The sequence below is a fragment of the Ralstonia sp. 110700041-2 genome, from assembly GCF_056280165.1.
The window spans coordinates 303,402-328,917 of the sequence record NZ_JBSFAI010000004.1; the positions used below are offsets into that span (position 1 = coordinate 303,402).

The window sequence follows — 25,516 nt, forward strand, 5'->3', positions numbered from 1 at the left end:
GCGCGATCGATGAATCGAAAAAGGCTGGGAAGCTGAATAAGGTTCGGGAATAGGCAGGCCTGCACGTTGCGGCAGAAGCGCAGAAGCGCGGTTCTGGCGTCGGAAAACCGTACAAGTTGCGTAAATCTTTGATTTTTGGCGCGCCCGGCTGGGATCGAACCAGCAACCCCTGCCTTCGGAGGGCAGTACTCTATCCATTGAGCTACGGGCGCATATCGGCACAGAACGCACCGAAAGAGAAGCCCCGCAGGATAGCGCATTTGGGCGCAAGCGTCCATCGCAGACCCGTGAACGGCCCGGTACCAGGCGGGCTGCTGCAACGTTTCGTTGGGTTTTTGACGCAGGTCGAAAAGCGGCGCCTAGGGCTGTCCCGCGTGTCAAAGGCCCAAGCATTGCGGATATAATCGCGCGTTATTTGCCAGAAGAAAGACGGGGACAGGTCTGTCTGGGCCGACGCGGCGATTCAATCGCCATGGTCTTCCTGCCCTCATCGCGATCCAATGCGGCCCCCACGCACTGCCGGCGATGCTCGTGACCTTGCCGGCGGCGCTCCGAGGGCTCCAAGAGCGGTTCCACCATCCTGAGAGTTGAGCATGAGCGACGCGCAACACGACGAACACGAGCCTCTGATCAAGACCCCCAAGCAGCTGATCATCGCGGTCATCGCCGCCTTTGCCGTTCCCATCCTCATCATCATCCTGCTGGCCAATTACGTTGGCCTGGGCGCCCGGGAAGGCGCAGGCGGTTCCGGCATGTCGGAAGAGGCCGTCAACGATCGCATCAAGCCCGTTGCGCAGCTCGAACTGAAAGACCCGAACGCACCGCGCGTTTTCAAGACCGGCGAGCAGCTCTACAAGGAAGTCTGCGCGACCTGCCACGCTGCAGGCGTGGCCGGCGCGCCGAAATTTGGCGATGCGGCAAGCTGGGGTCCGCGGCTGCCGCAGGGCCTGGATGGCCTGACGAAGGTGGCGCTGGCCGGCAAGGGGGGCATGCCCGCACGCGGCGGCACGTCGCCCGATGATGTGAGCGACTACGAAATCGAGCGTGCCATCGTCTACATGGCCAACTCCGCCGGTGGGAAGCTGCAGGAACCGGCCGCCCCGGCAGGCGCGGGCGCAGCACCGGCTCAGGCAGCAGCGCCGGATGCATCCGCACCGGCGGCAGCACAGGCTCCGGCCGCTGCTGCGCCGGCACCGGCAGCAGCACCGGTCGCGCCGGCTGCAGCCGCCGCACCGCAAGCCTCGGCGGGGGAAGTTGGCAAGAAGGTTTATGAGTCGACTTGCCAGATGTGCCACGCCGCCGGTGTGGCCGGTGCGCCGAAGTTTGGCGACAAGGCCGCCTGGGCGCCGCGCCTCGCCCAAGGCAAGGCCAAGTTGTATGACTCCGCGCTGCACGGCAAGGGCGCGATGCCGCCCAAGGGCACCTATGCCGGCTCCGATGACGACGTGAAAGCCGCCGTCGACTACATGGCCGCTGCTGCCAAGTAAGCCGCCCTTGCATTCCCGAAGAAGCCCGCCCCGAGCGGGCTTTTTTTTGTTGCCTGCCGCGGCAGTGTCACGCGCGGGGCATGCCGTTTGCTACGCATTTTTTGATGTGCGGAGAACGATGCAGCCATGCTGCTGCGCCCCGCATACGTCTGTGCAATGAGGCAAACGGAGGTTGCGATGCGAACGGAACGAACGACGCTGATCTACTGGGTAGCTGCTGCGCTGGCAATCGGTAGCTCGACGGCCACGGCGGCCGACAACTGGGTCAAGCTGGCCCCGCTGGCCGACAACGGCGGCTCGCTCTATCTGGACAAAGACTCCATCGAGCGCAACAAGGATGGCACTGTGCGCGCCACGACGCGCGACGCCTATGACGCGCCGCGCAAGCTCTCGGACGGCAAGGCGTATCAATACGATACGCGCACGTCCGTCTACGACTGCAAGGAGGGGCGTATCCTGCCGGTCAGTGCGCTGATCCAGGACAGCCAGCACGGCACGGTGCTCACCAAGACCATCGACGGCCCGCGCTGGGAGGCCGTCGTGCCGCGCTCAGAGGGCGAGGCGATCCTGCATGCCGTCTGCCAGAAGTAATGCGCTGTGACGATGGCGCTATTGAGCGGCCCCTGCCGGCGCGAGGTCCACACGCAGCGTGCCATCGGCATCCATGCGCGTGGTGCCGCGCGCGGCGGCCTCGCGGTAGTGGTACAGGTCGAAGCGCAGCGGCCCGCGCGTTGATGTATCGGTCACGAGCACGCGGCTGTTGGCCACCAGCACGTTGTACATCTTCAGGTCGCCGGACTGGATCCAGATGCGGCTCGCGGCGTCGGTTGGCGCCGGCGCACACATGGCGGGCGCGGGGCCGAACCCGAGCACCAGCCCGTCCGGCGTGACACGCGCCGTCTTCATCTGACCGACCAGGCGCGGCGGCGGGAAGACCGTGTATTGGTCCAGCACCATGTCGTTGCCATCCAGCTTGGCGCCGGTGCGATTGAGCGGCGCAAGCTGCGACAGCTCCAGCCCCATCCCTTTGAGCAGCGCCAGCGTCTGGATGCCCATCACGCGTGCCTCGGTGGGCGTGTAGACGAGAAAGCGCGATTCCTTGAGCGCCAAGGTGCCGCGCATGCCGAACGGCAGCCACACGCCGGGAAAATGATTGCGTAGCTTCAGCCCCCCCGACACGTCGAGCACGCCGTCGCCGGGTGTCAGCGACAGCGCATTGAGTGAGCGCGGTGAATAGTCGAGCAGATACCGGTTGAACAGCGCGTCGAGCGAATCCTTGGGCACCGTCACTTCCCCGCCGAGGATGCGGATGTCGAACTGCCCCGGGTCGTCCATGTCGACGGGCTGCCCCGGCTTGTGCGGCACGAGCTGCGCGGTCAGTTGATGCACGTGGAAACCGATGTCGCCGGTGATGCGGAAATCCACATCCCGCATCTGCACGACGGGCGGTGCGGTGCCGGAGTCGCGCGCGACGGCGGGGCCGCTGGCATTGGGCGCGCCGGAGGACGGATCGCAGCGCTGCGCCCATTGCTGGCGTACCGTCGTCAACTCCTTGCGTTGGGCGTTGGCCATCGGCGGCTCGGCGGCGCGGGCGAGTGCGCTGGCGAGCAGCCCGGCCAAGCCAAGCGTCACCAGCGCCAGGCGCAACATCACAGCGGCGAGAGCGAAGGCGGGGGCGATCATGGCGCGGTCCTCTTGGCGAGTTGCAGGGCAGGCTTGCCTGCTTTGGCAATTGCTGTTGCCTTGGCGGCTTTGGCAGCGGCGAGGGTGTCGAACGACGGCATCAGCACGCGAATGCCGCCATCCGGCGAGAAGCGCAGCGACCCCGCGACAAGCTGGTCGCGATAGCGGTACAGGTTGAACACGAAGGGTTTGGCCGGGTCGGCCACGACGATATCGATGCGCGCGTTCATCGGCATCGAGCGCATGAAGCGGATGTCACCGCCGCGGAAGAGGATGTACGGGCGCTGCGCGTCGGCGGCGTTGGCCAGCGGCGGCATCTGCGGGTTGCCATCGCCGATCTGCATGAGCAGCCCGTCGCGCGTGACGCGAATGGCGGAGAGCTTCAACTCCAGCGCGGGCGGCGGAAACAGCTTGGGCACCTGCATGACGATTTCGCTGCCAGTCAGCTGCACGGCAGGCGTCGATACCGGCAACAGATCGGCCAGTTCGATATGCGCCGCGCCCATCAGCGCGCCGGCGTCCTGCCCGCGCACCTTGACCACGTTGGGGTGGAACACGATGGTCTGCGGATCGCGCAACACCAGCGGGCCGCGCAGCTCGATCGGCACCCAGGCGCCGCGCCGGTGCATCTCGGCGCGCATGTCGAGCGTGCCGTCATCAAGCGAGAAGCTGAAGCCGCGCAGCGGCGGATCTTCACCCGGCCCGCGCGCAAACACCACGGTGTTGAAGAGCGCGGCCATGCTCTCGGCCGTAACGCGCACCGAACCGCTCACCGGCTGCAGCGTGTACGACGACACATCGTCGAGCCACACCGGATCGCCCGGTGCACGCGGCACCATGCGCAGCGCGAGCTGGTCGACCAGGAAGCCGACGCCGCCATCGAAACGAAAATCGACATGCCGCAGATACGAGATCGCATCGGGCTGGCCCGAATCGCGCAGCGTGGCGGGCCGCACCTCGCGCGTGGCGAGATTGCCCACCTGGAACGGCGCGCGCGCCTGGGCCCGTGCATCTTCAAGCTGTTTGGCTTTGTCGGCTTCGATGGCGCCGTATCCGTCGCCGGCGGTGGCGCAGCTTTGCAGCAGCAGCGCCGCCACCACTGCGCCCGCAGCCCGCAGCGCGCTATTTCGATGACGCAAGGTCAAGTCCCACATCGACGGTCTCCTCGTCGTGAGAAACGCACCGGAAACGTTCCGGCAACCGACGCGGTCTGTCGCCGCGCTCGTGTAGAATTTTTTGCATGCCCGCCCGCAAACCAACCGGCGACGCCGGTCCGCCTGCCATTCCGCCCGCCCGCGAGTTCACCATCGACGAACTGGCGCGCGCGGCCGAAACCACTGTCCGCAACGTCCGTTCGTATCAGGACCGCGGCCTGATCGATCCGCCCGAGCGGCGCGGACGCGTGGGCATCTACACGCAGGCGCATCTGGGGCGGCTCAAGCTCATCAATCACCTGCTCGGGCGCGGCTACACGCTCTCCAACATCCAGGAGCTGCTCAAGGCCATCGTCGAAGGCCATGACCTGCGCTCCATCCTCGGGCTCGAATCGGCCATCGCGAGCCCCTGGTCGGACGAGTCGCCCAAGCACTACTCGCTCCTGGCGCTTGCCAAGCTGTTTGGCCGTGCCATGTCGCGTCAGGCGCTGGCGCGGGCCATCTCGCTCGGCCTGCTTGAGCCCGATGGCCTCGGCTATCTGGCGCGCAGCCCGAAGGCGCTGCTGGCCGGCGCGCAGATGGCAAAGGCCGGTTTCCCGCTTGTTGAGGTGCTCGACATCATCGAGCGTGCCCGGCCGCATACGCAGGCGGTGGCCGACGATCTTGTCTCCATGGTCGTGCGCGAACTCGACAAGTACGGCAGCGATCTGCCGCCGGTCGAAGACGTGCCGCGTCTGGTCGACGTGATCTGGCGCATCCGTCCGCTGGCGCTGGTGGCAGTCGAAGCCGAGCTGATGCGCGCACTTGAGACGGCCGCCAACAAATACCTGGGCGACCGCGTGGCGCAGGTCATCGAGCACATGCACGAACCGCCGGGCAGCGCGCCCGGGCCGGACAAAGGCTAGTGTCTCCAGCGCGCCCATGCGTGGGGCGCGCCTGATCTATTTCTAGTTTGATCCCGATACGACGGGTGCTGCAGGCGTTTTGAATGCCTGCTCAAGATCCCGCTGCACCCGCCGTCGACAGCTTGCGGCGGATCGACGGCGACGGCGCTTCGCCGTTCGCTGCCGCATACGCTTCGATTTCCGAGATCAGCTTGGGCAGGCGTTCAAGTGCGTCACGGTTGTCTTCATCCCACGGGTGGAATGAAGGCCGGAAAAAGTCGAAGAATTCCGGGATGATCTTGCGCAGCGGCGCCGGGTGAATCCACAGGAAGTGGAATGCCTTGCCCAGACCGAAGAACATGTTCTTGCAGGTGCGATCGGCAAAGATCAGCCGCAGATGCACGTAGAACACCATCGACCAGAACAGCAGCGTGGTCAGCAGCATCGTCGATGTGCGCAGGATGTAGCGGCGCAGGCCCGGCTTGATGGCGAGATTCCACACGTCGTAGCTGACGGCCTTGTGTTCGGTCTCTTCCATGGCGTGCCACAGCCAGACCTGGCGGTAGCCGGGCTCCGAGTTGCGGCCCAGGCCATCTTCATGTGAAAGCACTTGGCCGGCCAGCATGGCGGTGTAGTGTTCCAGCGCCACGGTCACGGCCAGTTGGTGCGACTTCGGGGTCCACTTGCGCAGCACGTTCAGGAACTTGCCGACAAAGCGGTCGATGCGCGTGGCGGGCAGGCCGGCGCGATCGAGGAGGTCGTTGTACAACACGTGCTCGCGCGTATGCATGGCTTCCTGGCCGATGAAGCCGGCCACGGCCTGCTTGAGCTCGGGGTCGGTCACCAGATGACGGTAGTTGCGCACGCTGTCCATGAAGAAGCGCTCGCCGGTCGGGAAGAAGATCGACAGCGCGTTCAGGAAGTGGGTGACGTGCGTGCCTCGCTCGTGCCAGTTGCTGATGCGATCAGCCGGCAGGTGAGGATGCACGTCGCGGCGGACTGGCATCATGGGCGGTTCTCCTGGAATGTGGTTGCGGCGAGGCGCGTCGATGCGCGCCCTTGATCGAGGAATGCACAGAGGTCGGTCCCCACGCGTACGGGGTCTTCCTCCATCGGGATATGGCCGAGCGCCGGATACATGCGCAGCGTGGCGCCGGGAATGCGGCGGGCGAATTCGCCGGCGTGCGCGGGCGGGATCCACCGGTCGCGCTGGCCCCAGAGGATGAGCGTGGGCACTCGGATCGAGGCCAGCCCGCTGGTATCGACATCGTCAAAGCGGAACTTCGGCACCATCTTGCCGATGGCCTGTCGTGCACCGTCGGCATAGAAGAAATCGGCGTAGCGGCGCAGCGTCGGTTCGGACACGCGCGACGGGTCGCCATATACATCGCGCGTGGCGGCGCGGATGATCCCCTCGGGCAGCATCCACGGCGACGTCAGCCGCACGCCCAGGTGATTGAACAGATCGATGTAGATCGGCAGCTTCATCGGAAAGCCTGCCGAGTCGATCAGCACGAGCTTTTCGACGCGGCCCGGGTGCCGCACGGCAAAGTCCCACGACACCATGCCGCCGAGCGAGTTGCCGATCAGCGTGAGTTTCGACAGGCCGAGTGTGTCGACAAACGCGTCGATGAAGTCGCGGTACAGCGGCAGCTCCATTGCGCGCGGGCGGCCTTGCGCATCACGCAGGGGGCCGGTGATGCCGAAGGGCGGCAGGTCGAGCCGGATCACGCGGTAGCGCCGCGTGAGCTGCGGTAGCACGCCATCCCACGTGTGCAGCGATGCGCCAAAGCCGTGGATCAGCAGCAACGTGCCTTCGGAATTGGCGGCACCTTCATCGGTGTAATGGACGCGCGTGCCCATCAGTGGCAGGTAGCGCGATTGCGGCTTGGCGTAGCGCGCGATCAGCACATCGCGGCCGATGCTGCGCAAGCCGATGCGGCCCGGGCGCAGCATGGCGCGTGCAACGTTGAGCAGATTCGCGCGCGGGGGACTGGCAAACGGTTCGCCGGTGGTGGCCGTGGTCATCGGCACCTCCTACTTGGCGCGCGCGGTGGCCGGCGCCGCATCGTCGCGCAGTGCCTTCTTGCGCGTGCGGCGCGCTTCGCGCACGACCAGCGCCTGATACGCGGCAGGCAGCACGCGGGCCATCACGTCTGCAGCGTGCGCGTCGGGGCCGATCAGCACGCGGCGCTTGTTCTTGCGCACGCCGTCCAGGATCACCTCCGCAGCCTTGTCCGCCGAGGTGATGAAGAATTTCTCGAACTCGGCCTTGCCCTGCTGTTCGTCGCGCACCAGGAAGCCGTTCATGCTCGGCGAGACGCGGCTCGACTTGGCAATGTTGGTCTTGATGCCGCCCGGGTGGACACACGTGGCCGACACGCCGCAGTCCATCAGATCGAGTTCCTGGCGCAGCGCTTCGGTGTAGCCGCGCACGGCGTACTTGCTGGCGTTGTAGGCGCCCATACCCGGCTGCGCGAAGATGCCGAAGATGCTCGACGTATTGATGATGTGGCCGTTGCCCGTTGCCTTGAGCAGCGGCAGGAACGCCTTGGTACCGTGTACGACGCCCCAGAAGTTGATGTTCATGATCCAGGCCAGCTCGTCGTCTTCCATGCCTTCGATCGTGCTGGACAGCGCCACACCCGCGTTGTTGAAGATCAGGTTGACCTTGCCGTGCGCGGCGGCCGCTTCTTCGGCCCAGCGGTACACCGCGGCGCGGTCGGCCACGTCGACGGCATGCGTGGTCACGCGGATGCGGTCGCCTTCATGCGCACGCACCAGTTGCAGCGTCTGCGCGAGCGCCGCTTCATTGCGATCGGCCAGCGCAAGGTGGCAGCCTTCGCGTGCCAGCCGCAGCGCCAGCGAGCGGCCCATGCCCGACGCAGCACCGGTGATGGCGGCAACCTGGTTGTTGAATGACTTCATGGCGGGGTCTCCGTGGGGCTGACGCGCATCAGACGCGGTCGAGCGCTTCTTCGTTGGGGGTGTTTTGAGCGGCCGGCACTGTGCGGGCGGGTACGCGCAGCGGCACACCCTTGGGCACCGCCATCGGGCGCGTGCGGTAATCGGCCAGCCGGAAATGCGCGGTGGCGCGACGGAACTGCCACGTGAATCCCGGCCACAGCGTCGTGTTCTTGCCGGTCTTCGGATCGAGGTACCAGCTCACGCAGCCGCCGGCAGACCAGATTGCATGCGACAGCCGCTTCTGGATGCCGTCGTTGAAGCGGCGCTGCACGTCGGGGCGTACGTCGATGGCCGCCACGTTGTGCGCACGCATCGACTTGAGCGCGTCGACGATGTACGCCACCTGCGACTCGATCATGAACACCATCGACGAGTGGCCGAGCCCCGTGTTCGGGCCCACCACCATGAAGAAATTCGGGAAGCCCGACACGGTGGTGCCCAGGTAGGCCTCGGCGCCGTGCTTGTCCCACATGTCGACAATGTCCACGCCCTGGCTGCCGAGCAGCACGCCACGCGGGAACGGGTCCGTTGCATGAAAGCCCGTGCCGAAGATCAGGCAATCGACTTCGCGCCGCGTGCCGTCGGTGGTGACGATGGCGTTGGGCTCAACGCGAGCGATACCGGACGTGATCACGTCGACGTTCTTGCGCGTGAGCGCCGGGTAATAGTCATTCGAGATCAGGATGCGCTTGCAGCCGATGGTGTAGTCCGGCGTGACCTTCTCGCGCAGCACGGGGTCGGCAATGCGGCGCTTGATGTGGCCGCGCGCCATGCGCTCCACCGCCTTCATCAGCTTCGGATGGATCACAAAGCCGAGCACGCGCGACTCCAGCATCCAGTAGATGCCGGTGCGCATCAGCTTTTGCGTGAACGGCAGGTGGCGGAACAGCCAGTGCTCTGCGCGCGACACCTTGCGGTCGGGCTTGGGCAGGATCCACGGCGGCGTGCGCTGATACAGGTCGAGCCGGCCGACCTTCGGCGCAATCTGCGGCACGAACTGGATGGCCGAAGCGCCGGTGCCGATCACGGCGACGCGCTTGCCGCGCAGGTCGTAATCGTGTTCCCAGAGCTGCGAGTGGAAGGCCTTGCCCTGGAAGGTCTCGATGCCGGGGATATTCGGCCAGGCCGGACGGCTCAGGCCGCCCATGCCGGAGATCAGCGTGCGGGCACGATACCGGCGGCCGTCGGCCATCTCCAGGTTCCACACGCCTGCAGCGTCGTCGAAGGCCGCACGCGCCAGCTCGTGATGAAAGCGCACATGCGGGCGCACGCCAAATTCATCCGTGCAGCGCTCCAGATACGCGCGGATTTCCGGTTGCGGCGAATACATGCGCGACCAGTCCGGATTGGGCGCGAACGAAAACGAATACAGGTGCGATTGCACATCGCACGCGCAGCCGGGGTAATGGTTGTCGCGCCACGTGCCCCCGACGGAGCCCGCCTTTTCAAAGACGAGGAAGTTGTCGATGCCGTGCTGCTTGAGCTGGATCGCCATGCCCAGGCCGGCAAAGCCCGTCCCGATGATGGCGGCATCGATCAGGGGCGGGGCGTCAGCGCTGTGCGGGGCCGACGCAAAGGCGTCGGCGCGCGGAAAGTCGGTCCGTGCGTTCACGTGGTGTCTCCGTGGGCACCACATGGGCGCCTCTTAATGTGACATTGATCGATGTCATCGTAGGAGGCTGCCCCGACCGAGTCAATCGGCCGATTGGAACGGTTAATCTAAAAGCGGTGCATGCACCGCTTGAAACGGTTTTCCCTTATGAATCCGTCACTTGCGTGCGGTGCACAACGTCGGCGGCGGGGGATCCGAAGGCGCTGAGTAGTCCGTTGATATGCGTCAAAAGCCTCATCGTGCGCGCCCCGGCAGCACGGATGTCGTTCGCACTGCCGTTATGCACGGCATGGCGGAACGCTTCCGCTACGGCATCCACGCCCGGGTTGTGCAACAGCGCGAGGGCACCACCGGTGCGATGGGCCCAACGGCGCAGCGCTGCACGGTCCATCGCGTCCAGCAGCGGCTGGAGGCGCTGCGCGTCATCGGCCAGCGACGAGAGGAAGACCTGCGCCAAACCGATGGCTGCGGGGTCCGTCCCGAGCGCGGCGTGCAGGTCGTCGAGCGAGAGGGTGGGCGGCTCCTCCGCGGCCCCGCCGGCGCCCGCGGGAACGTCACCGGTGCACAGCGCAGACAGCGCTTCCTGCAGCGTCGCGAGCGTGGTCGGCTTCAGCAGGCTGGCGTCCATGCCGACGGCGCGGCAGCGTGCGTGCTCCTCGGCCAGCGTCGTCGCCGTGATGGCGATGATCGGCAGGCGAGGGCCGTCGCCTTCTTCGTGGCGGATATGCCGCGCCAGATCGAAGCCGTCCATGCGCGGCATGTGGCAATCGGTGAGCAACGCGTCGAAACGGTGTTCGTGCAGACGTTCGAGCGCGACCACGCCATCTTCGGCCAGCGTGACCCGATAACCCAGCAGCCGGAGTTGTTTGGCGATCAGTTCGCGGTTGATCGGATGGTCTTCCGCCACGAGGATATGTGCACCGGGCGCTTCTGAAGGCGCGGCGGCCGGCGGTGTGTGGGCCGCCACGCTCGCCACGTGCGCGTGCCCGGCTCGACGCAGCGCGTGCTCGCACGCCTGCACGAAAGCGTGCCAGTTCAGCGGATTGATGCTCAGCGCGTTGCCCGGTTCGGCATAGCTGGCTTCGGAGGTGATGCGGATGGCGTGCTCGTGTGCCGGCGCCGTGGTGGTCAGGAGGATGTCGGCGTCTGCAGCAACCACAGGCCGGAGCCCGGCCGCGACCGCCAGCTGCGTGAGGCTGTGCCGCACGGCCGCGTCATCCACGGTAATGGCAACGCTGCGGCCTTCCAGTTGCGGCAGCGCATACCGCGCCTTGAGCATTGGCACGGTCAGTTCCAGCGTCACGGCGGTGCCTTGCCCTTGGGCACTTTCCATGACGAGCTTCCCGCCCATCAGACCCGCGAGCTGGCGGGAGATGGCCAGGCCCAGGCCGGTGCCGCCGTAGCGCCGCGTGGTCGAGCGCTCGGCCTGCACGAATGGCGCGAACAGCGTGGCCTGTACCGCCGGCGAGATCCCGATGCCCGTATCCGTGACGGAGATGATGAGATGCGCCGTGTCGTCGGTGACGCGCGCGCATTCCGCTGAAAGGCGCACGCTTCCGGTGTCGGTGAACTTGATGGCGTTCGAGAGCAGGTTGAACAGGATCTGGCGTAGACGAATGCTGTCGACCGAGACGCTGGCCGGCACGTCGGCAGCCACAGTCACATGCACCGCCAGCGATTTTTCGTGTGCGCGGCTCGCCAGCAAGCCGACCGTGCCATCAAAGACCTCGCGCAGGTCCGTGGCCGCCGGAGAAATATCCAAGCGACCGGCCTCGATCTTTGCGTAGTCCAGGATGTCATCGAGGATATGCAGCAACGCGCGCCCCGAATCCTGCACCAGCGAGACCATCTGCTTCTGCTCGCCCTCGAGCTTCGTCTGCTGCAGCAGTTCGACCAGGCCCAGCACGCCGTTCATGGGCGTGCGGATTTCGTGGCTCATCATGGCCAGGAAGCGGTCTTTCGCATGCAATGCCGATTCCGCCGCGTTCTTGGCCGCTTCCAGTGCGTCGGCCTGCTCGCGCTCTGCGGTGACGTCGCTCAGGTAGCCGTTCCAGACCGTGCGGCCGTCCGCCTCGCGGTGCGGAATCGAGCGCGCATGAAGCCAGCGGACCACGCCGTCTGCGCTGACATGGCGAAACTGCTGGTCCAGGGGCGTCAGCTGCTGCGCCGAGACCAGCACCGTGTCGAGCATGCGCTGCCGGTCGTCTTCGTGAATGAGTAGCTCCGGGGTCGACAGGTAGTCCAGCAGATCCTGAGGCTGCACGCCCAGCGTCTCGTACGCTTTGCCCGCGACGTAGGTGATGCGCCCCTGGACCTGACCCGGTGGCAGCTCGAACTGATAGACCAGCGCGGGCAGCGATTCGGTGACCTCGCGCAGGCGCTGTTCAAGGCGTTCGGCTCGCGCTTGCGCCTCGCGGATCTCACTGATGTCGACCAGCGAGGCGACGGTGCCCGCGGGTTGCCCGTCCGGCAGATGGAACGGCTCGATCCAGTACAGCACGTTGCGCGATTGCCCGTCCGGCGTGTCGATGATGAGTTCTTCGCGCGTGCTTTCGCTGATCTGCGCAGCGCGCTGGTTGATGTCGGACAGCGGCGACGTGTTGCTGACCGAATACAGCCCGAGCTCCTGCGGCGTGCGCCCCAGCAAAGAAGCGCGTGGTTGGCCAAACATGTTGCAGAACGCAGCATTCACGGCAACGTAACGCTGCGCGGCGTCTTTGGCGACGAGCGGGAACGGCACGGCCTCCATCAGCGCGCGCTGAAAGCTCAGTTGTTGGGCCAGGGTTTCTTCAGCGCGGCGGCGCTGATGATTTTCACGGCGCAACTGCATCTGCTTGATGAAGAGCGCCACCAGTGCCGCCAGCACCAGCGCGGCCACCGGCCCAAACTTGCCAAGCACGGCCGACGCCGAAGGACCGAGCTGATAGCTGACCGACAGCCACTTGTTGCGGATGCTTACTTGCTCGCCTTCGGGCATGGCGAAGAGCGCGCGGTTGATGAGCGGCACCAGCGCGGCGTACCTTGCCGACACGCCCACGCCGATGCTCTCGACCGTGTTGGCCGAGCCCGTGACCTTCAGTTCGCCCGGAAAATGGTGGCGGATCAACGCGTCGGCCACCGGCAGATTGACAATGGTGAAATCGGCTTTGCCGCTTGCCACCATGGACAGCGCGTTGTCGACCGAACCCGCCGACACGAGGCGGATTTTCGGCACGTTTTGGCGCAAGATCGCGGTCAGCGTATCGCTGGCAGGCAGTGCGACAGTCTTGCCGGAAAGCTCGGACAACGCCGCCACAGTCAACGCATCGTTGCGCCCGACGATAACCAGCGGCGTGGCATCGATGGGCTGCGTGAGCGCAAATCCAGCTGGGCGAGCATCCTGATCTGACATGCCGAGCAAGATGTCGACCTCGCCATTGCCCGCCTTGTCGAGCGCGTCGGCCCAGTCACGCACGGGGACGCGCTCGAACTGCAGGCCCAGCGTTCGCGAAAGGAAATTCTGGTACTCCGGGAAGATGCCGAGCAGGCCGCCGCCAGTGTCGTCAAATGTGTACGGCATGTAATCCGGGTCGGCTGCATACCGCAACGGGGGCAGCGATGCCAGCATGGCGCGCTCATCGTCCGACAATTGCAGCGCCACGGTCGACGTACCGCCCTGAGCGATCCAGCGCGCGCGAAGTTGGCTCATCGTGGTGTCAGGCAACTGCGCGAGATGGCGATCCAGATGGCGAATCAGCGTCGCGCGATCCCGGGGCGCGGCGAAATGGAGCGCATCGACCTGCTGGTTTGCAAGCTGCACGATCGATAGCTCCCGGTAGCGCGGCCGCGCTATCAATTCCCGTGTCGGGTAGGTGACGCCAGCGTAGACGTCGACCGTCTTGTCGAGCACGGCGTCCAAAGCGTCGGCTGCTGTGGGCGTGCTCAACAGCGCGATGTTCGGATATTCATGGGCCAGCTCCTCCTCCAGTGAAGAGCCTTGCTCGACCGCAACGCGAACGCCCGCGCCGAACGGGTTCTGCGCTATTTCGACGTTTTCCGTGCGCGCGACCACCGCTGTGGGGCGTTCGAGATACGGTGCCGAATACTCCAGGCAGTGGTCGTATTGGGAGCGTGGCGCCACGCTCATGATGATGTCGACATCGCCGCGACATGCTGCCTTGAGCAGTTCGTCGCGCCGTGCGAATACGCGCGGTACCACGCGCACTTGATCGTGCGGGATCAGTTGCATGAGGAGATCCCCGGAGAAACCGCTGAGCCGGTCCGCCTCAATGCCCTCCAGCGGCATCATCGCGTTGCCGATGACGCCCACGATGAGCATCGGCGGAAAGCGGGCTAATCGATACACCGGCCCCTGCCCAGCGTCGCCGGTATCGGCTTGCCGTGCGCCGTCCCCGCCCCACCAAACGAGGATGGCCGCACAGACGACGGCGGAAACCGCGAAGAGGGAACGCCGCATCGGCTCAGCCCTCGCCGCTGCCAAGCAGGCCGTGACGCACGGCAAAGTCGAACAGCGCCGCTTCGTTACCAAGCTCGAGCTTGCGCATGGCCGTCTGCTTCTGCGAACTGATGGTCTTGACGCTGCGGTTGAGCTGCTGGGCGATCTCGCTGACCGTCTTGCCGGTTACGTACATGCGCAGCACTTCCAGCTCGCGCTTGCCGAGCTTGGCGACCGGGTCGTCGTGGGCGGGCTGCGGCTCGCCGTTGCGGCAGAGCAGCTTGGCATTGAGCAGCGGCGAGAGATAGATGCGACCATCCACCGCCGCCTGCATGCCTTCGAGGATGTGCTGCGGCTCGTCGGATTTGCTGACGATGACCTTGATGCCCGCGCGCAGAATGTTGCTCATCAGCGCGCGGGTCTCAAGCATGGTGAGCACCATCACGCGCAGGTCCGGGTGGCGACGCATGAGAAATTCGAGCAGGATGATGCCGTCGCCATAGCGGCTGCCGGGCATGGCGTAGTCGGTGATGGCGAGGTCGCAGCGCACGCGCGCAAGCACGGCGAGCAGCTCATCGGCGTTGCTGGCTTCGCCAACCACCTCGAAGCCGTGGACGCCGGACACGAGGCGCCGCACGGCCGCCACCACACCGGGGTGGTCATCTGCAATGACGAGTTGGATGGGAGGCTGCATGTCGACGTATCTCCGAGCGTGTAACGTGCGGCAACGTGTTTGCCGCATTGCTGAGAATCGCCGAAGCCGCCAGCGTGGAACATCGGAAAAGTCCTATTCGTGCCCCCCCGATCCGCGCCCTTCTGGTGCAAATTTGTCGCAACGTGTTGTGATTGCGGCGATGAGATCTGACTCAGGCGGCGCGTTGGTGCGTGGCACAATGCTCGCGATTGCTTCGCACGCTTCAATTGCACCGATTTCCCATGACGCCCACATCCTCGACAGCACCTTCCGCGGCCGCGCGCCAGCAGAGCGCCGAACGCTCCACCCTGGTGAGTGCGGGCGTCAATTGCGTGCTCTCGGCGGGGCAGATTGCGGCGGGGCTGTGGTCGCACTCGCAGGGCTTGGTGGCCGACGGGCTGCATACGTTGTCCGACTTGATCGCCGATGGCATCGTCTTCATTGCCAACCGCAACAGCCACAAGGGACCGGACGAAGACCACCAGTACGGCCACGCGCGCTACGAGAACGCCGCGTCGCTGGGGCTGGGGTTGCTGCTGGTCGGGGCGGGTGCGGGCATGATCTGGGCTGCGGTGGAGAGCCTGCGCTCGCCGCAGGGGCCGGCGCCGGTGCATGGTCCGGCGCTAGTGGTGGCGTTGATCGCGCTGGCGGCCAAGGAGGGGCTCTTTCGCTACATGCTGGCCATGGCCAAGCGCATCAACTCACGCATGCTGATTGCAAATGCGTGGCATGCGCGTTCCGACGCGGTGTCGTCGTTGGTGGCGGCCGTCGGCGTGGCGGGCAACCTGATGGGCTATCACTGGCTCGACCCGGTGGCCGCCTGCGTTGTCGGGTTGATGATTGGCCGTGTGGGCGTGCGCTTTGGTTGGGAAGCGCTCAATGACCTGATGGACCGGGCCTTGCCGCCCCCCCAGGTGGAGGCGATTCGTGCCAGCCTGGAAGCCACGCCGGGCGTGATCAACGTGCACGACCTGCGTACGCGTGTGACAGGAGACCAGGCATTGGTCGACGCGCATATCGAGGTGGATCCGCGCGTCTCCGTGAGCGAGGGCCATGCGATTGCTGTCCGGGCCCGCACCAACGTGCTGACGGCGCATACGGCGATGGCGGTGCTCGACGTGCAAATTCACGTCGACCCTCGCGAGCATATCGCGACCGACCCCGTGCCGCTGCCCGACCGCGAGGCGCTGCGCGCCGTGCTGGCACAACTGCTGCCGCCCGGCACGCCGCTCGACGCGCGCCACTGCGTGCTGCATTACGTTGATGGGGCGGTGGAAGTTGACCTGGTCTTGCCGCCCGCGCTGGCTGGCGAACTCGCGCGCATTGCCGATGCCGTCCACGCGCGGTGGGATGGTCTTGTGCGCCTGCGCGTGCTCGTCACAGACGCCTAGCCTAAGCCTGTCGCGCTAGCGGCATTGATCGACCGCGTTGGCCGGCTGCGTCTTGGCGGGGTCGAAATGCAGCTGCTCCAACCCTTTTTCCGTCAGCGACATCCAGTCGATTGCCCCGGACGTGCGCAGCAAACCGGTGCTGCCCACCGGGCGCCATTGCACGCGCTTGCCATCGGTGTTCAGCAGCGTGGCAGATAGCGTGAGCGAATCCGGCCCCGCCTGCAGTTGCAGCAGGCGGCCATCGGCGGCGGGCGTATAGGCGGTGCTCTGGTTGACGGTGATGCCTGCCTCGCGCACCGTTGCCGGCATGCATGAAATGGACGCGCGCACCTTGCCCGTGGTGTCGATCAGATCGGCAAAGCCGTTACCCTTGGCCACGCCGACCAGCAGGTACCGCTCGATCGCCGGCATCCACGTGACGTTGTAGGTGTAGTACTGCAGATGCTTGTGCAGAAGCTGCTCGCCCGTCACGCGCCCGCTGACCGGATCAAAGACGGCGATCTTCAGATTGGCTTCGGTCTGCCCTGGTACGAACTGCTGCCAGGCCAGCAGCGCATTGGTGCTGCCGCCCGCCACCATGGGCCACCATTCGCGCCGGCCATCGGCAACATCGACGTTGTGCAGGCGACGGCCGCGCCCGTCGTAGACCTTCAGGTAGACGCCGTTCCCGCTGCCGAGGTTGTCGACGCCGCCGCCGGTGATCCAGCCGTCGGAATAGAACACCACGAAGCGCTCGCCCACGGCCGTGATATGGCCCGAATGGCTACCGGATTCCACCAGTTGCGGATACGGCTTGATGGGCCGCAGCGCGGTGTCGTAGATCCCGAAGCGCTGGTTGACGTTTTCCGGCGCATTCCAGCCGTCTTCAAACGACACCATCACCTGGCCAGCACGGTTGCGCGCCACCGTCACGGGCTCCTGCGCTTCCGGCTTCTGGATGAAGATGCGCGGGGCATCGAGCACGCCCGTGTCGGCATGCCATTGCGCGACATAGACATCGTGCGGCCAGCTGCCACTGCGATCGGCACCGCGCGGGGGCAGGCCCGAGCTACTGAAGAATACGTTGAAGGTGTTGGCCGTTGCGCCAGGCACCGCGCTGATGCCGTGCATGTATTGACGCGGATCGGGCGCGCCGGCCGTAGCAACGGCGGGCACGGCCAGCACGCACGCAAGGGCGAGGACGGTACGGCGCAGGAAAGACAGTCGGGACACGTGACGCTCCATCTTCATCGGTGGGTAGGGGGTGGGCGGTTTCGGAACCGATTGGGCCACGGTAGCGCGCCGAAGTTGCTGCGCGAATGGGGGAACCCGTTTGGCGGAGTGGCGCCGGGTGTTGCCAAGCACGACGGAGCACCGGTTACCCCCCGCTGCGGCAATCAAGTTTCGGCCCCGTGTGCCGTTCTTCACAAACAAGAGCGGAACCCATTCCGCCAATCCCTTCCCAGCGCGGCCAGAGTGGGCACCAGCCCGCCGCCCACCGCGCCAGAACCGACCCAGCGAGAACCACATGACCCAGCGACTCGACGCCCGATGGCGAAGCGAAGTGACGGAGGCTCTACGTACCGTGGAGGCGCAGTTCGGCGTGGCACCACAAAGCCTGCCGCGCGACGCGCTGATCGCCGCTCTGACCGACGCGATCTGGGCACAGCGTGGCGCGTATGCGCGTGTGCGCCAGACGCTGGTTCCGTGTCCTGAGCTGGCAGACGAATCGATGTAACGGCGTGCCCCGGTGCCGCCGCTGTTTTCAAGAAGGTGATGTGATGCGGTACTGCGGTTCGCTGGATCTGGACCATCTGCTGCACCAGCCGTTTGCCCAACTCGGCCGGCTGGTGCGCGATGAGCACTCGGGGCAGCCCCTGCCTCCGGTGGAAGTTGCCGCGCGTGCGGTATTGCTGCGCGCCGCCGGCTACGAGGTGATGCCCACCTGCGGGCACCATGACCGACGTGGTTTTTGCCTCGGCCACGCAGACCAGATCATCGGGATGTAAGCGCCGCGCCTACGACCCATGCGCCACGTGCGCGCAGCCTTGCGCACACGCTGTTGCGAACGTGCATCACGACATCCGAAAACAGTGTGATCGCGTGGTGTGAAAGGCACCTATAAAGCGTTGACTGGCGCACCTTTTCGGGCAATCCGTTGCCAAAAAGCAAACGGTAAAAATGACTTACATTCCGGTCCTTTTTCGGCCCATGGTTCTGGTGCATCCTGAACCAAGATAGATCGCACGGATGGCAGATGTGCGACGTCGGACGCAACGTCAGGCCGGAAGTCGGAAGTGAATCGAATCGGCGACGCCTGCAATCTGGGGTCAGGGGAAAGAACATGAAGACGCAATATCTCAGCAAACAAGAAATCTACGACGGCGCAGTTCGCCATTTGTTCGGTCAGGGCGGCGCTGCCATCCTCCCGCGCGGCGGGGCTGCGTACCACGGCCAGGGCGGCCGCTGCTGCCCCATCGGCAACCTGATCGGCGTGCGCGACTACACCACGTCGATGGAAAGCGTGCCGGTGCGTTACATCCTCAAGCCCACCAACGAGATCCCGCGTTACATGGACGCCGGCGTCATCGCATTGCGCCGCGCGCTCAAGCGTGCGCGCATCGATGTGGATGACCGCGACACCGTCGAGTTGCTCTCCAAGCTGCAGAACGCGCACGACGTGTTCGGCACGTGGGAGTGGAAGGAGCGTCTGCAGTCGATTGCGCGCCAATTCGGCCTGAGCGGCGCTCTCGTCGATACATTCTGACCGACCGGCCGGTCACAGATCACCCTAAAGAAGGTGACGCCATGAAAGGGAAGGGGACGTTCCTCGCCATCGAGGACATTTTTGAACGCGTGCGCGCGCACCTGCTCGCGCAGCAATGCCGCTCTGAAGACACCGACGGCGAGCCGCGCTACCGCGGCCTCGATAACCGCCGATGCGGCGTCGGCATTCTCATCGACGATGCGTTCTATTGCAGCGCCATCGAGCGCCTCGGCGTGAGCCTGCTGCGTGTGCCAAGCGAGGATCCACTCGCGCGTGCGCTACGCAGCTCCGGCGTGAATGTCGACGACGATCAGGTGGTGGACCTGCTGATCGATCTGCAGGACATCCATGATCTGGCGGCCATCGAAAGCTGGCCCGCCGCGCTGGAAGACATCCGCTGCCGGTTGCTCGCTACGCCGCTGGCAGCCGGAACGACGCATCCACTGCGAACCCGGCCTGCGCCGGGTTTTGTCATTTCAGCGCATCGAGTTCCGGATAGTGGCGGAAGATGCCCATCGTGTTGAACGGGATGCGCCGCGGCGATTCCAGATACGCCGCGATGTTGGGCTGCGCCGCCACGCGATCATGCAGCGCCACCAGATGCGGCAGCTCGCGTTCGTAGCGCCGCATGTGGCGTGGAAAGGCATAGCGCAGCCCCGCCACGATCTGGAACAGCGACAAGTCCACATACGTCAGCGCATCGCGCACGGCCCATGTCGGGCCGGCGGGGTTGCGGTCGAGCACGCGCTCGAAGTAGTGCAGGAACTTGGGCGCGCGATTATCCAAAAAATCCTGTGTGCGGCGTTTGGCTTCGGCGCGCTGATCTTCGTAGTACTCGCATGACGCAATGGGATGGTGCGTGTCGTGAATTTCCACCACGAAATCGGTAATCGTCAGTTGCAGGCCGTGCGTCCACAGGCCACCGGCTTCGTCCTGCGGGGCCAGGCCGTAGTGCTGGCCCAGGTAAAGCAGGATGTTGGCCGTCTGTGCGATCACCAGCGGGCCGGACACCAGGAACGGTGGCGCGAACGGCGGTGTCGGAATGCCGGCATCGTCGAGAAACGCTTCGATGGCGGATGCATCTTCGCGGCCGAGGTCGGTATAGGGCACGGCGGCCTGCTCCAGCGCGAGCCGGACGAATTCGCCGCGGCCCTGGATTTCGGGCCAGTAGTAGAGCGTGGTTTCCATGATCGGGCAGATGAGCGAGATGGAGGCTGCGCAGCAAGGTCGATGTCGCATCGCAGCAGGAACGGTGCCTGCGAACGATAATAGGCGCCCGCCCCTGCGCTTGTTTCAACCCGCCCGCCGTGAACGCTCCGCTTCCGCCTTCGCCGACCCATTCGCCGTCTCCGCCGCCGTCCCCTCTACCCGCCATCGAACCCGCTGATCATTCCCGCTGGCTGGTCCGGGGCCATCCTGGCTATCTGCGCGCCAATCTGGCGCTGTTCGCGGCGGGATTTTCCACGTTCTCGCTGCTGTATTGCGTGCAGCCGCTAATGCCGCTGCTGGCGCACGACTTTGGCCTCACCCCCGCGCAGACGAGCTTGGTGCTGTCGGTGTCCACGCTGCTGCTGGCGTTTGCGATCCTGTTTGCGGGGCTGCTGTCGGAGTCGATCCATCGCAAGACGCTGATGGGCGTGTCACTGGTGCTGTCGTCGGTGCTCACGCTGGCGGCGGCGGTGTTGCCAGGCTGGCACGGGTTGCTGGCCACGCGGGCGTTGCTCGGCGTGGTGCTGGGTGGCGTGCCTGCGGTGGCCATGGCGTATCTGGCCGAGGAGGTGCATCCGCAAGGGCTGGGCATGGCGATGGGCCTGTACGTCGGCGGGACGGCGTTCGGCGGGATGGCGGGGCGTGTGATGACCGGCGCCGTGGCGGACCATTTCGGTTGGCGCGCCGCCATCGGTTTTACCGGCATGCTGGGTTTGCTCGCGGCAATGGCCTTCCTGTGGCTGCTGCCGCCGTCGCGCCGCTTTGTGCCGCGCAAGGGTGTGGCGCTGGCCGATCTGTTCGACACGCTGGGCGCCCATCTGCGCGAGCCGGGTCTGCGCGCGCTGTTCGCCATGGGCTTCTTGCTGATGGGCGGCTTCGTCACGATCTACAACTACGCGAGTTTTCACTTGCTCGATGCGCCGTATGCTCTCAGCCAGACGGCGGTGGGCGGCATCTTCATGGTGTACCTGCTCGGCATTGGTGCCTCTGCATGGTTCGGCCGATTGGCGGATCGCCATGGCCGGGGCCGCATGCTGCTGGCGGGCACGGTGCTGATGTCGGCGGGTGTGCTGCTGACCTTGGCGGGGCCGCTGCTGCTGGTGATTGGCGGCATCGCGCTGCTCACCTTTGGTTTTTTCGGTGCGCACGCGGTGGCCAGCGGCTGGGTCGGGCGCCGCGCGCAGCGTGCCAAGGGGCAGGCGGCAGCGCTGTATTTGCTGGCGTACTACCTGGGCTCCAGCCTGATCGGCACGACAGGCGGCAAGCTCTACGCGCCGTGGGGCTGGCCGGGCGTCGTGACGCTGGTGATGGGCTGCATGGCATGTGCGCTGGGCACAGCCGTCTGGCTCTGGCGGCGCGCCCCGCTGCCACCGGGCGCCAAGCGCTGAGGTTGTACGCCCGGGGAATTCGCGTATCGTGCCGTGATCGATGTCTGCACGATCGCTTTCCCTGTCATGCGTACTCATTCCCTGTTTTGCACGCGGCGACTGTGGCCGCTCGCATCGCTCCTGCTCTTGCTGATGGCGTGCGTCGCCAACATGGCCGATGCCGCGCCGGTGTCGTTTGCCAAGCTGGCCGGGCTGCCGACTTCCACCGCCAGCGCATCGGCGCCCGCGGCGGACCCTGCGCAGACGCGCCAGTCGCTCGACACCGTCATCACGCTGCTCAACAACGACCAGCAACGCACCGCCCTCGTCAATGAACTGAAGCAGTTGCGAGACGGCATGAGCGCGCAGCAGAAGGTGCAGGCCGAACAGGCGCCGGGCCTGCTGGGCGCGGTGGCTTCGCTCATCGAGAACGGCTCGTTGCAGGCCGATGTGGAAGCCGGTGCGCCGCGCTACTGGCTGCGCCGCATCGAGGCCGCCAGCGGGAACGCGAGCCTGCTCGTCGCGCCCGAGAAGCGCATGCCGCTGCTTGCCGACCTTGCGAGCACCGTTGGCATCTGGGCCGCCATCGCCGCTGGCCTGCTGGGCCTGGGCTGGTTGATCCGCCGCGTGTTTGGCCTCACCGTGGGCCTCGGGCCGCACCCGACGACGCGCGCGCTATTGATCGACGCGCTGCGCAAGATCGGCCCGTGGGCGATTTCCTTTGCCGTCATCATGCGGCTCGACCACGACGCCTCGCCGGGCTTCGTCCTGGCGCTGGTGCTGGCCTACGCCATCGTATGGGGCGCGATCATCACGGCGGGCGTGGCGATGCTGTTCTCGCTGTTTTCCGGCAGCGCGCATCGGCGCGTGGCAGTGGAATACCTGTTCAAGCATGGCATGTGGCCGATCTTTCTGACGGCCAGTCTGGGCGCCTGCGGCGATGCGCTGGTGGACCCGCGCGTCGCGTTGGTGCTGGGCGGCTCGCTCAGTCTGCTGCTGGCCACGGTGTGCAACGTGGTGTCTTCATTGATGCTGGCGGTGGGCGCGTTGTGGGCGCGGCGGCCCATCGGCCAGTTGATCGCCAATCGTCCGCTGGAGCTGCGCAGCGGCGAACACACGGGCAATCAGATCCGTCGCCTGCTGGCGGCGTTCTGGCCAGTGCCGGTGGTGGTGCTGGCGGGCGCCACCGTCATGGCCACGCTGACGATGCCCGACAACGTTGACGTCGTGGCGCGCCGCGCGGTGATGACGTCGCTGCTGCTGGTGGCCGCCTTCTTCCTGTCGGCGCTGGTCCGCCCCCGCGCGAATTGGCGCGCGCACCTGCGTCTGACGCGCAGCTCGCCTTATCTCGAGCGGCTCAAGCATTTTGTTGGCGCGCTGATCAAGCTCGTCATCTGGATCGCCTTCCTAGAGCTGGTGCTGCGCGTGTGGGGCCATACGCTGGTGGAGGTCACACACAGTTCGGTCAACGGCAAGCGCATCGCCGATGCCTTGGTGGGCCTGATCGGCACCGTGTTTGCCACCTGGCTCGTCTGGATCCTGCTCGACACGGCGATCCTGCGGGCGCTGTCGCCGGCCTCCGCGCGGGCGCAGCCCAGCACGCGTGCACTGACCATCCTCCCGCTGCTGCGCAATGGCCTGAAGGTGACGCTGGTGGTGACGGCCAGCATTGGCGTGCTGGCCAACCTGGGCGTGAACGTGACGCCGCTGGTGGCCGGCGCCGGCGTGATCGGCCTGGCGGTCGGCTTTGGCGCGCAGTCGCTGGCGCAGGACTTCATCACCGGCATCTTCATCCTGATGGAAGACACGATCAGCGTAGGCGATGTGGTGGACGTGGGCGTGGCCACGGGCTCCGTCATCAACCTGACTATCCGGACGGTGCGGCTGCGCGATGGCACGGGCGCGGTGCTGTCGATTCCGTTCAGCCAGATCAAGACCGTGCGCAACCTCTCGCGCGATTACTCGTTTGCCGACTTTGAAGTGCGCGTGGCGATGGAGGCCGAGCCCCAGCAGGCGATCGATCTCGTGCGCGCGGCGGCTGACCAGATTGCGGGTGAGCCGCGCTTTGGCTACACGTTGCTCGGCGGTGCGGAAATCTTCGGGCTGGATCGCTTTGAAGGCGGCGCGATGATCGTCAAGGGGCGGTTCAAGACGCGTCCGCAGAAGCAGGCGGATGTGTTGCGGGCCTTCAACGTTGTGCTCAAGGATGCGTTCGACAAGGCGCACGTGCCGCTGGCGGCGCCGGGGACGGTGTTGCGGACTTCGGCGGCGTTGGAGGAGTGGATGGCGCGGGTTGGTGGGCCGGATGAGCGGAAGGTGCCGCCTACGGCCGAGCCACCCGCTGCGGGGGCGCCGGCTTAAAGGTGTGTTGCTGGTCCATCCCGCGTATCGTCCCCTGCCGGGGCCGACTCACTTTCTTTGTCTTGCCAAAGAAAGTAAGCAAAGAAAGGCGCGCCCGAGATGGCGACCCACCCCTTGAATTTATGTCGCAGAGAGGGGAAGGGAAAAACTCGCTTCGCTCAGACAGTTTCCCTTCCTTTTTCCTCTCTGCAACAGAAATTCAAGGCGCCATCTAGGGCAGGGAAAGTCAACAGCCAAACCGGCTGGGCGCATTTGTTGGCGCCCAGGCCGTGTCTTCGTTTTAGAAGCCGTGGCGCATGCCGACCATGACGCCGGTCTGCGAGGCCTTCGGCAGTGCGGCTGCCAGGACGGTGCCGGCGTCTTTCTGGTGGGTGTAGTCCATGCCGACGTACAGCCACGTGCGCTTGCTGACCACGTAATTCATGATCGCGTAGGCGGTGTAGCGCAGGCCGTCGGGGTCGCGCTGGCGCGTGGCCATGCCGCCCACCACGAGGTTGTACTGGCCGCTGAAGTCGTACTTCACGCCGCCCAGGATGAGGTCGTTCTTGGTCGGCGTGCCATCGCGGTAGTTGATGTAGCCGAGCATCAGTTTGGCGGGGCCGACCTGTACGCTGCCGCCGGTCGTCCACGTACGGGTGCCGACCGACTGCAGGTCTTTCTGCTGCTCCCACGCGCCGCCGAAGGCGAACGGGCCGCTGGCGTAGTTGAGCGACAGCGCGCTGTAGTTGCCTGCGGAGAACGCGCCCGCCTGCTCGCCCATGCCGACCATCACGCCCGGGCGCCAGCCGTTGAAATCGCCCACGTACTTGACCGAGTTGTCGATGCGCACGCCGGTGGCGGTGACGTGCCATGCCGTTGCGCCGAGGTTGCCGATGGAGAGCGCGTCGTACTGGCCGGCCGTGTTGAAGACGAGGTTCTCTTGCCGGCCGAACGTGAGCGAGCCGAACCCGCCTTCCAAGCCGACATACGCCTGGCGCCCGAACAGGCGCGAGGTGGCGGGCGTGGTCGGTTTGTAGCCGCCCAGGCCCATGTCGTTGGTGGAGCCCACGCCGGTGTCCGGCGCGAAACCGCTGACCAGGTGGAACACGGCCTTCAGCCCGTTGCCCAGGTCTTCCGAGCCGCGAATGCCGAAGCGGCTGCCGCTGTAGTAGCCGCCCGCCATCTCGGCCTTTCCGTGGCCTTCGGCGTCGTTGTTGGTGCTGTAGCGCAGGCCGGTTTCCATCACGCCGTACAGCGTGACGCTCGATTGCGCGTGCGCCGCGCCGCAGGCAAGCAGCGCCGACACTGCAACGGCCGATAGCGGAATGGAACGGATCGAAGTGGTCATGTGGCTCCCTTATTGTCGTCACGACTGTTGTGTTGGCCGGAACGGGTTTTCCGGCCTGGCTCGGGGGCCGACTCTCAGGCAAGTCTGCGCTGTAAGGGTTGAAGTTACGCATGCACCGGTAAAGCGCCGCACGCGTCGCGCTGGCCGGGGCGTTGCCCTCTGAAGGGGCTCTGAGCGTAAACCGCCGGCTTACAGATTC

At 65.8% G+C, this 25,516-nt stretch carries 20 protein-coding genes, 1 tRNA gene and 1 pseudogene; 10 read left to right on the forward strand and 12 right to left on the reverse strand.

What is annotated here, in order from left to right:
* Positions 1–136: 136 nt before the first annotated feature.
* Positions 137–212, reverse strand: a tRNA-Arg gene (locus ACUXH0_RS08185).
* A gap of 381 nt (positions 213–593) precedes the next feature.
* On the opposite strand from ACUXH0_RS08185, the gene ACUXH0_RS08190 reads away from it, so the two are divergent.
* The gene (locus tag ACUXH0_RS08190; RefSeq protein WP_182593881.1) at positions 594–1,487 is read left to right on the forward strand and encodes a c-type cytochrome; all 894 of its coding nucleotides are present in this window, start codon (positions 594–596) and stop codon (positions 1,485–1,487) included.
* Between the two features lie 177 nt (positions 1,488–1,664).
* Positions 1,665–2,078, forward strand: a complete 414-nt coding sequence (locus tag ACUXH0_RS08195; protein WP_004628885.1) for a surface-adhesin E family protein — start codon at positions 1,665–1,667, stop codon at positions 2,076–2,078.
* Positions 2,079–2,096: 18 nt separating this feature from the next.
* Here the strand turns inward: ACUXH0_RS08195 and ACUXH0_RS08200 are convergent, their stop codons facing one another.
* Positions 2,097–3,170: an LmeA family phospholipid-binding protein gene (locus tag ACUXH0_RS08200; protein WP_012436627.1), complete on the reverse strand. Its 1,074-nt coding sequence runs from the start codon at positions 3,168–3,170 to the stop codon at positions 2,097–2,099.
* Positions 3,167–4,324 carry a hypothetical protein gene (locus ACUXH0_RS08205; protein ID WP_012436626.1) on the reverse strand — a complete coding sequence of 386 codons (1,158 nt, stop codon included), beginning with the start codon at positions 4,322–4,324 and terminating at the stop codon, positions 3,167–3,169. The genes ACUXH0_RS08200 and ACUXH0_RS08205 overlap by 4 nt, the downstream gene beginning before the upstream one ends.
* A gap of 86 nt (positions 4,325–4,410) precedes the next feature.
* On the opposite strand from ACUXH0_RS08205, the gene ACUXH0_RS08210 reads away from it, so the two are divergent.
* Positions 4,411–5,229 carry a MerR family transcriptional regulator gene (locus ACUXH0_RS08210; RefSeq protein WP_012436625.1) on the forward strand — a complete coding sequence of 273 codons (819 nt, stop codon included), beginning with the start codon at positions 4,411–4,413 and terminating at the stop codon, positions 5,227–5,229.
* Positions 5,230–5,320: 91 nt separating this feature from the next.
* On the opposite strand, the gene ACUXH0_RS08215 is transcribed toward ACUXH0_RS08210, so the two are convergent.
* The 6 genes from ACUXH0_RS08215 to ACUXH0_RS08240 all read right to left on the reverse strand — a co-directional run bounded on the left by ACUXH0_RS08215 (position 5,321) and on the right by ACUXH0_RS08240 (position 14,916).
* Complete coding sequence (locus ACUXH0_RS08215) at positions 5,321–6,217, reverse strand: metal-dependent hydrolase (RefSeq protein ID WP_012436624.1); 897 nt, start codon at positions 6,215–6,217, stop codon at positions 5,321–5,323.
* Positions 6,214–7,236 (reverse strand): alpha/beta fold hydrolase, encoded by a 1,023-nt coding sequence (locus tag ACUXH0_RS08220; protein ID WP_182593882.1) that lies wholly within the window; start codon positions 7,234–7,236, stop codon positions 6,214–6,216. The genes ACUXH0_RS08215 and ACUXH0_RS08220 overlap by 4 nt, the downstream gene beginning before the upstream one ends.
* A 9-nt stretch (positions 7,237–7,245) precedes the next feature.
* A complete protein-coding gene (locus ACUXH0_RS08225; RefSeq protein WP_004628897.1) occupies positions 7,246–8,136 on the reverse strand; it encodes an SDR family NAD(P)-dependent oxidoreductase in 891 nt (296 codons plus the stop codon).
* A gap of 28 nt (positions 8,137–8,164) precedes the next feature.
* Positions 8,165–9,787, reverse strand: a complete 1,623-nt coding sequence (locus tag ACUXH0_RS08230) for a flavin-containing monooxygenase (RefSeq protein WP_024542303.1) — start codon at positions 9,785–9,787, stop codon at positions 8,165–8,167.
* A gap of 145 nt (positions 9,788–9,932) precedes the next feature.
* Entirely contained in the window at positions 9,933–14,243 is a 4,311-nt protein-coding gene (locus tag ACUXH0_RS08235; RefSeq protein WP_012436621.1) for an ATP-binding protein, read from the reverse strand.
* A gap of 4 nt (positions 14,244–14,247) precedes the next feature.
* A complete protein-coding gene (locus ACUXH0_RS08240) occupies positions 14,248–14,916 on the reverse strand; it encodes a response regulator (protein WP_012436620.1) in 669 nt (222 codons plus the stop codon).
* Positions 14,917–15,158: 242 nt separating this feature from the next.
* Between ACUXH0_RS08240 and ACUXH0_RS08245 the strand changes: the two genes are divergently transcribed.
* Entirely contained in the window at positions 15,159–16,307 is a 1,149-nt protein-coding gene (locus ACUXH0_RS08245) for a cation diffusion facilitator family transporter (RefSeq protein WP_012436619.1), read from the forward strand.
* A 15-nt stretch (positions 16,308–16,322) separates the two neighbouring features.
* Here the strand turns inward: ACUXH0_RS08245 and ACUXH0_RS08250 are convergent, their stop codons facing one another.
* Positions 16,323–17,537, reverse strand: coding sequence for a hypothetical protein (locus tag ACUXH0_RS08250; RefSeq protein WP_012436618.1), 1,215 nt, complete (start codon positions 17,535–17,537; stop codon positions 16,323–16,325).
* A gap of 277 nt (positions 17,538–17,814) precedes the next feature.
* On the opposite strand from ACUXH0_RS08250, the gene ACUXH0_RS08255 reads away from it, so the two are divergent.
* The 4 genes and pseudogenes from ACUXH0_RS08255 to ACUXH0_RS08270 all read left to right on the forward strand — a co-directional run.
* Positions 17,815–18,024, forward strand: coding sequence for a hypothetical protein (locus ACUXH0_RS08255; RefSeq protein WP_004628910.1), 210 nt, complete (start codon positions 17,815–17,817; stop codon positions 18,022–18,024).
* Between the two features lie 43 nt (positions 18,025–18,067).
* Positions 18,068–18,295 carry a hypothetical protein gene (locus tag ACUXH0_RS08260; protein ID WP_012436617.1) on the forward strand — a complete coding sequence of 76 codons (228 nt, stop codon included), beginning with the start codon at positions 18,068–18,070 and terminating at the stop codon, positions 18,293–18,295.
* 335 nt (positions 18,296–18,630) lie between these two features.
* On the forward strand, positions 18,631–19,053 hold the full coding sequence (locus ACUXH0_RS08265) for a hypothetical protein (RefSeq protein WP_012436616.1): 423 nt from the start codon (positions 18,631–18,633) through the stop codon (positions 19,051–19,053).
* A 41-nt stretch (positions 19,054–19,094) separates the two neighbouring features.
* Positions 19,095–19,484, forward strand: a pseudogene (locus tag ACUXH0_RS08270) (hypothetical protein); the annotation flags it as partial.
* Between the two features lie 40 nt (positions 19,485–19,524).
* Here ACUXH0_RS08270 and ACUXH0_RS08275 read toward each other — a convergent pair.
* Entirely contained in the window at positions 19,525–20,241 is a 717-nt protein-coding gene (locus tag ACUXH0_RS08275) for a glutathione S-transferase (protein WP_182593883.1), read from the reverse strand.
* A 119-nt stretch (positions 20,242–20,360) separates the two neighbouring features.
* Between ACUXH0_RS08275 and ACUXH0_RS08280 the strand changes: the two genes are divergently transcribed.
* Both ACUXH0_RS08280 and ACUXH0_RS08285 read left to right on the forward strand, forming a co-directional pair.
* A complete protein-coding gene (locus ACUXH0_RS08280) occupies positions 20,361–21,650 on the forward strand; it encodes an MFS transporter (protein WP_012436613.1) in 1,290 nt (429 codons plus the stop codon).
* A gap of 66 nt (positions 21,651–21,716) precedes the next feature.
* Entirely contained in the window at positions 21,717–23,990 is a 2,274-nt protein-coding gene (locus tag ACUXH0_RS08285) for a mechanosensitive ion channel family protein (RefSeq protein ID WP_012436612.1), read from the forward strand.
* 280 nt (positions 23,991–24,270) lie between these two features.
* On the opposite strand, the gene ACUXH0_RS08290 is transcribed toward ACUXH0_RS08285, so the two are convergent.
* Positions 24,271–25,317, reverse strand: a complete 1,047-nt coding sequence (locus ACUXH0_RS08290) for a porin (RefSeq protein ID WP_012436611.1) — start codon at positions 25,315–25,317, stop codon at positions 24,271–24,273.
* Positions 25,318–25,516 lie beyond the last annotated feature (199 nt).

Bases quoted from the DNA above. Each gene is read 5' to 3' on its own strand.
- ACUXH0_RS08190 (WP_182593881.1), top strand. From the start codon at position 594: ATGAGCGACGCGCAACACGACGAACACGAGCCTCTGATCAAGACCCCC.
- ACUXH0_RS08195 (WP_004628885.1), top strand. From the start codon at position 1,665: ATGCGAACGGAACGAACGACGCTGATCTACTGGGTAGCTGCTGCGCTG.
- ACUXH0_RS08200 (WP_012436627.1), bottom strand. From the start codon at position 3,170: ATGATCGCCCCCGCCTTCGCTCTCGCCGCTGTGATGTTGCGCCTGGCG.
- ACUXH0_RS08205 (WP_012436626.1), bottom strand. From the start codon at position 4,324: ATGTGGGACTTGACCTTGCGTCATCGAAATAGCGCGCTGCGGGCTGCG.
- ACUXH0_RS08210 (WP_012436625.1), top strand. From the start codon at position 4,411: ATGCCCGCCCGCAAACCAACCGGCGACGCCGGTCCGCCTGCCATTCCG.
- ACUXH0_RS08215 (WP_012436624.1), bottom strand. From the start codon at position 6,217: ATGATGCCAGTCCGCCGCGACGTGCATCCTCACCTGCCGGCTGATCGC.
- ACUXH0_RS08220 (WP_182593882.1), bottom strand. From the start codon at position 7,236: ATGACCACGGCCACCACCGGCGAACCGTTTGCCAGTCCCCCGCGCGCG.
- ACUXH0_RS08225 (WP_004628897.1), bottom strand. From the start codon at position 8,136: ATGAAGTCATTCAACAACCAGGTTGCCGCCATCACCGGTGCTGCGTCG.
- ACUXH0_RS08235 (WP_012436621.1), bottom strand. From the start codon at position 14,243: ATGCGGCGTTCCCTCTTCGCGGTTTCCGCCGTCGTCTGTGCGGCCATC.
- ACUXH0_RS08240 (WP_012436620.1), bottom strand. From the start codon at position 14,916: ATGCAGCCTCCCATCCAACTCGTCATTGCAGATGACCACCCCGGTGTG.
- ACUXH0_RS08245 (WP_012436619.1), top strand. From the start codon at position 15,159: ATGACGCCCACATCCTCGACAGCACCTTCCGCGGCCGCGCGCCAGCAG.
- ACUXH0_RS08250 (WP_012436618.1), bottom strand. From the start codon at position 17,537: ATGAAGATGGAGCGTCACGTGTCCCGACTGTCTTTCCTGCGCCGTACC.
- ACUXH0_RS08255 (WP_004628910.1), top strand. From the start codon at position 17,815: ATGACCCAGCGACTCGACGCCCGATGGCGAAGCGAAGTGACGGAGGCT.
- ACUXH0_RS08260 (WP_012436617.1), top strand. From the start codon at position 18,068: ATGCGGTACTGCGGTTCGCTGGATCTGGACCATCTGCTGCACCAGCCG.
- ACUXH0_RS08265 (WP_012436616.1), top strand. From the start codon at position 18,631: ATGAAGACGCAATATCTCAGCAAACAAGAAATCTACGACGGCGCAGTT.
- ACUXH0_RS08275 (WP_182593883.1), bottom strand. From the start codon at position 20,241: ATGGAAACCACGCTCTACTACTGGCCCGAAATCCAGGGCCGCGGCGAA.
- ACUXH0_RS08285 (WP_012436612.1), top strand. From the start codon at position 21,717: ATGCGTACTCATTCCCTGTTTTGCACGCGGCGACTGTGGCCGCTCGCA.
- ACUXH0_RS08290 (WP_012436611.1), bottom strand. From the start codon at position 25,317: ATGACCACTTCGATCCGTTCCATTCCGCTATCGGCCGTTGCAGTGTCG.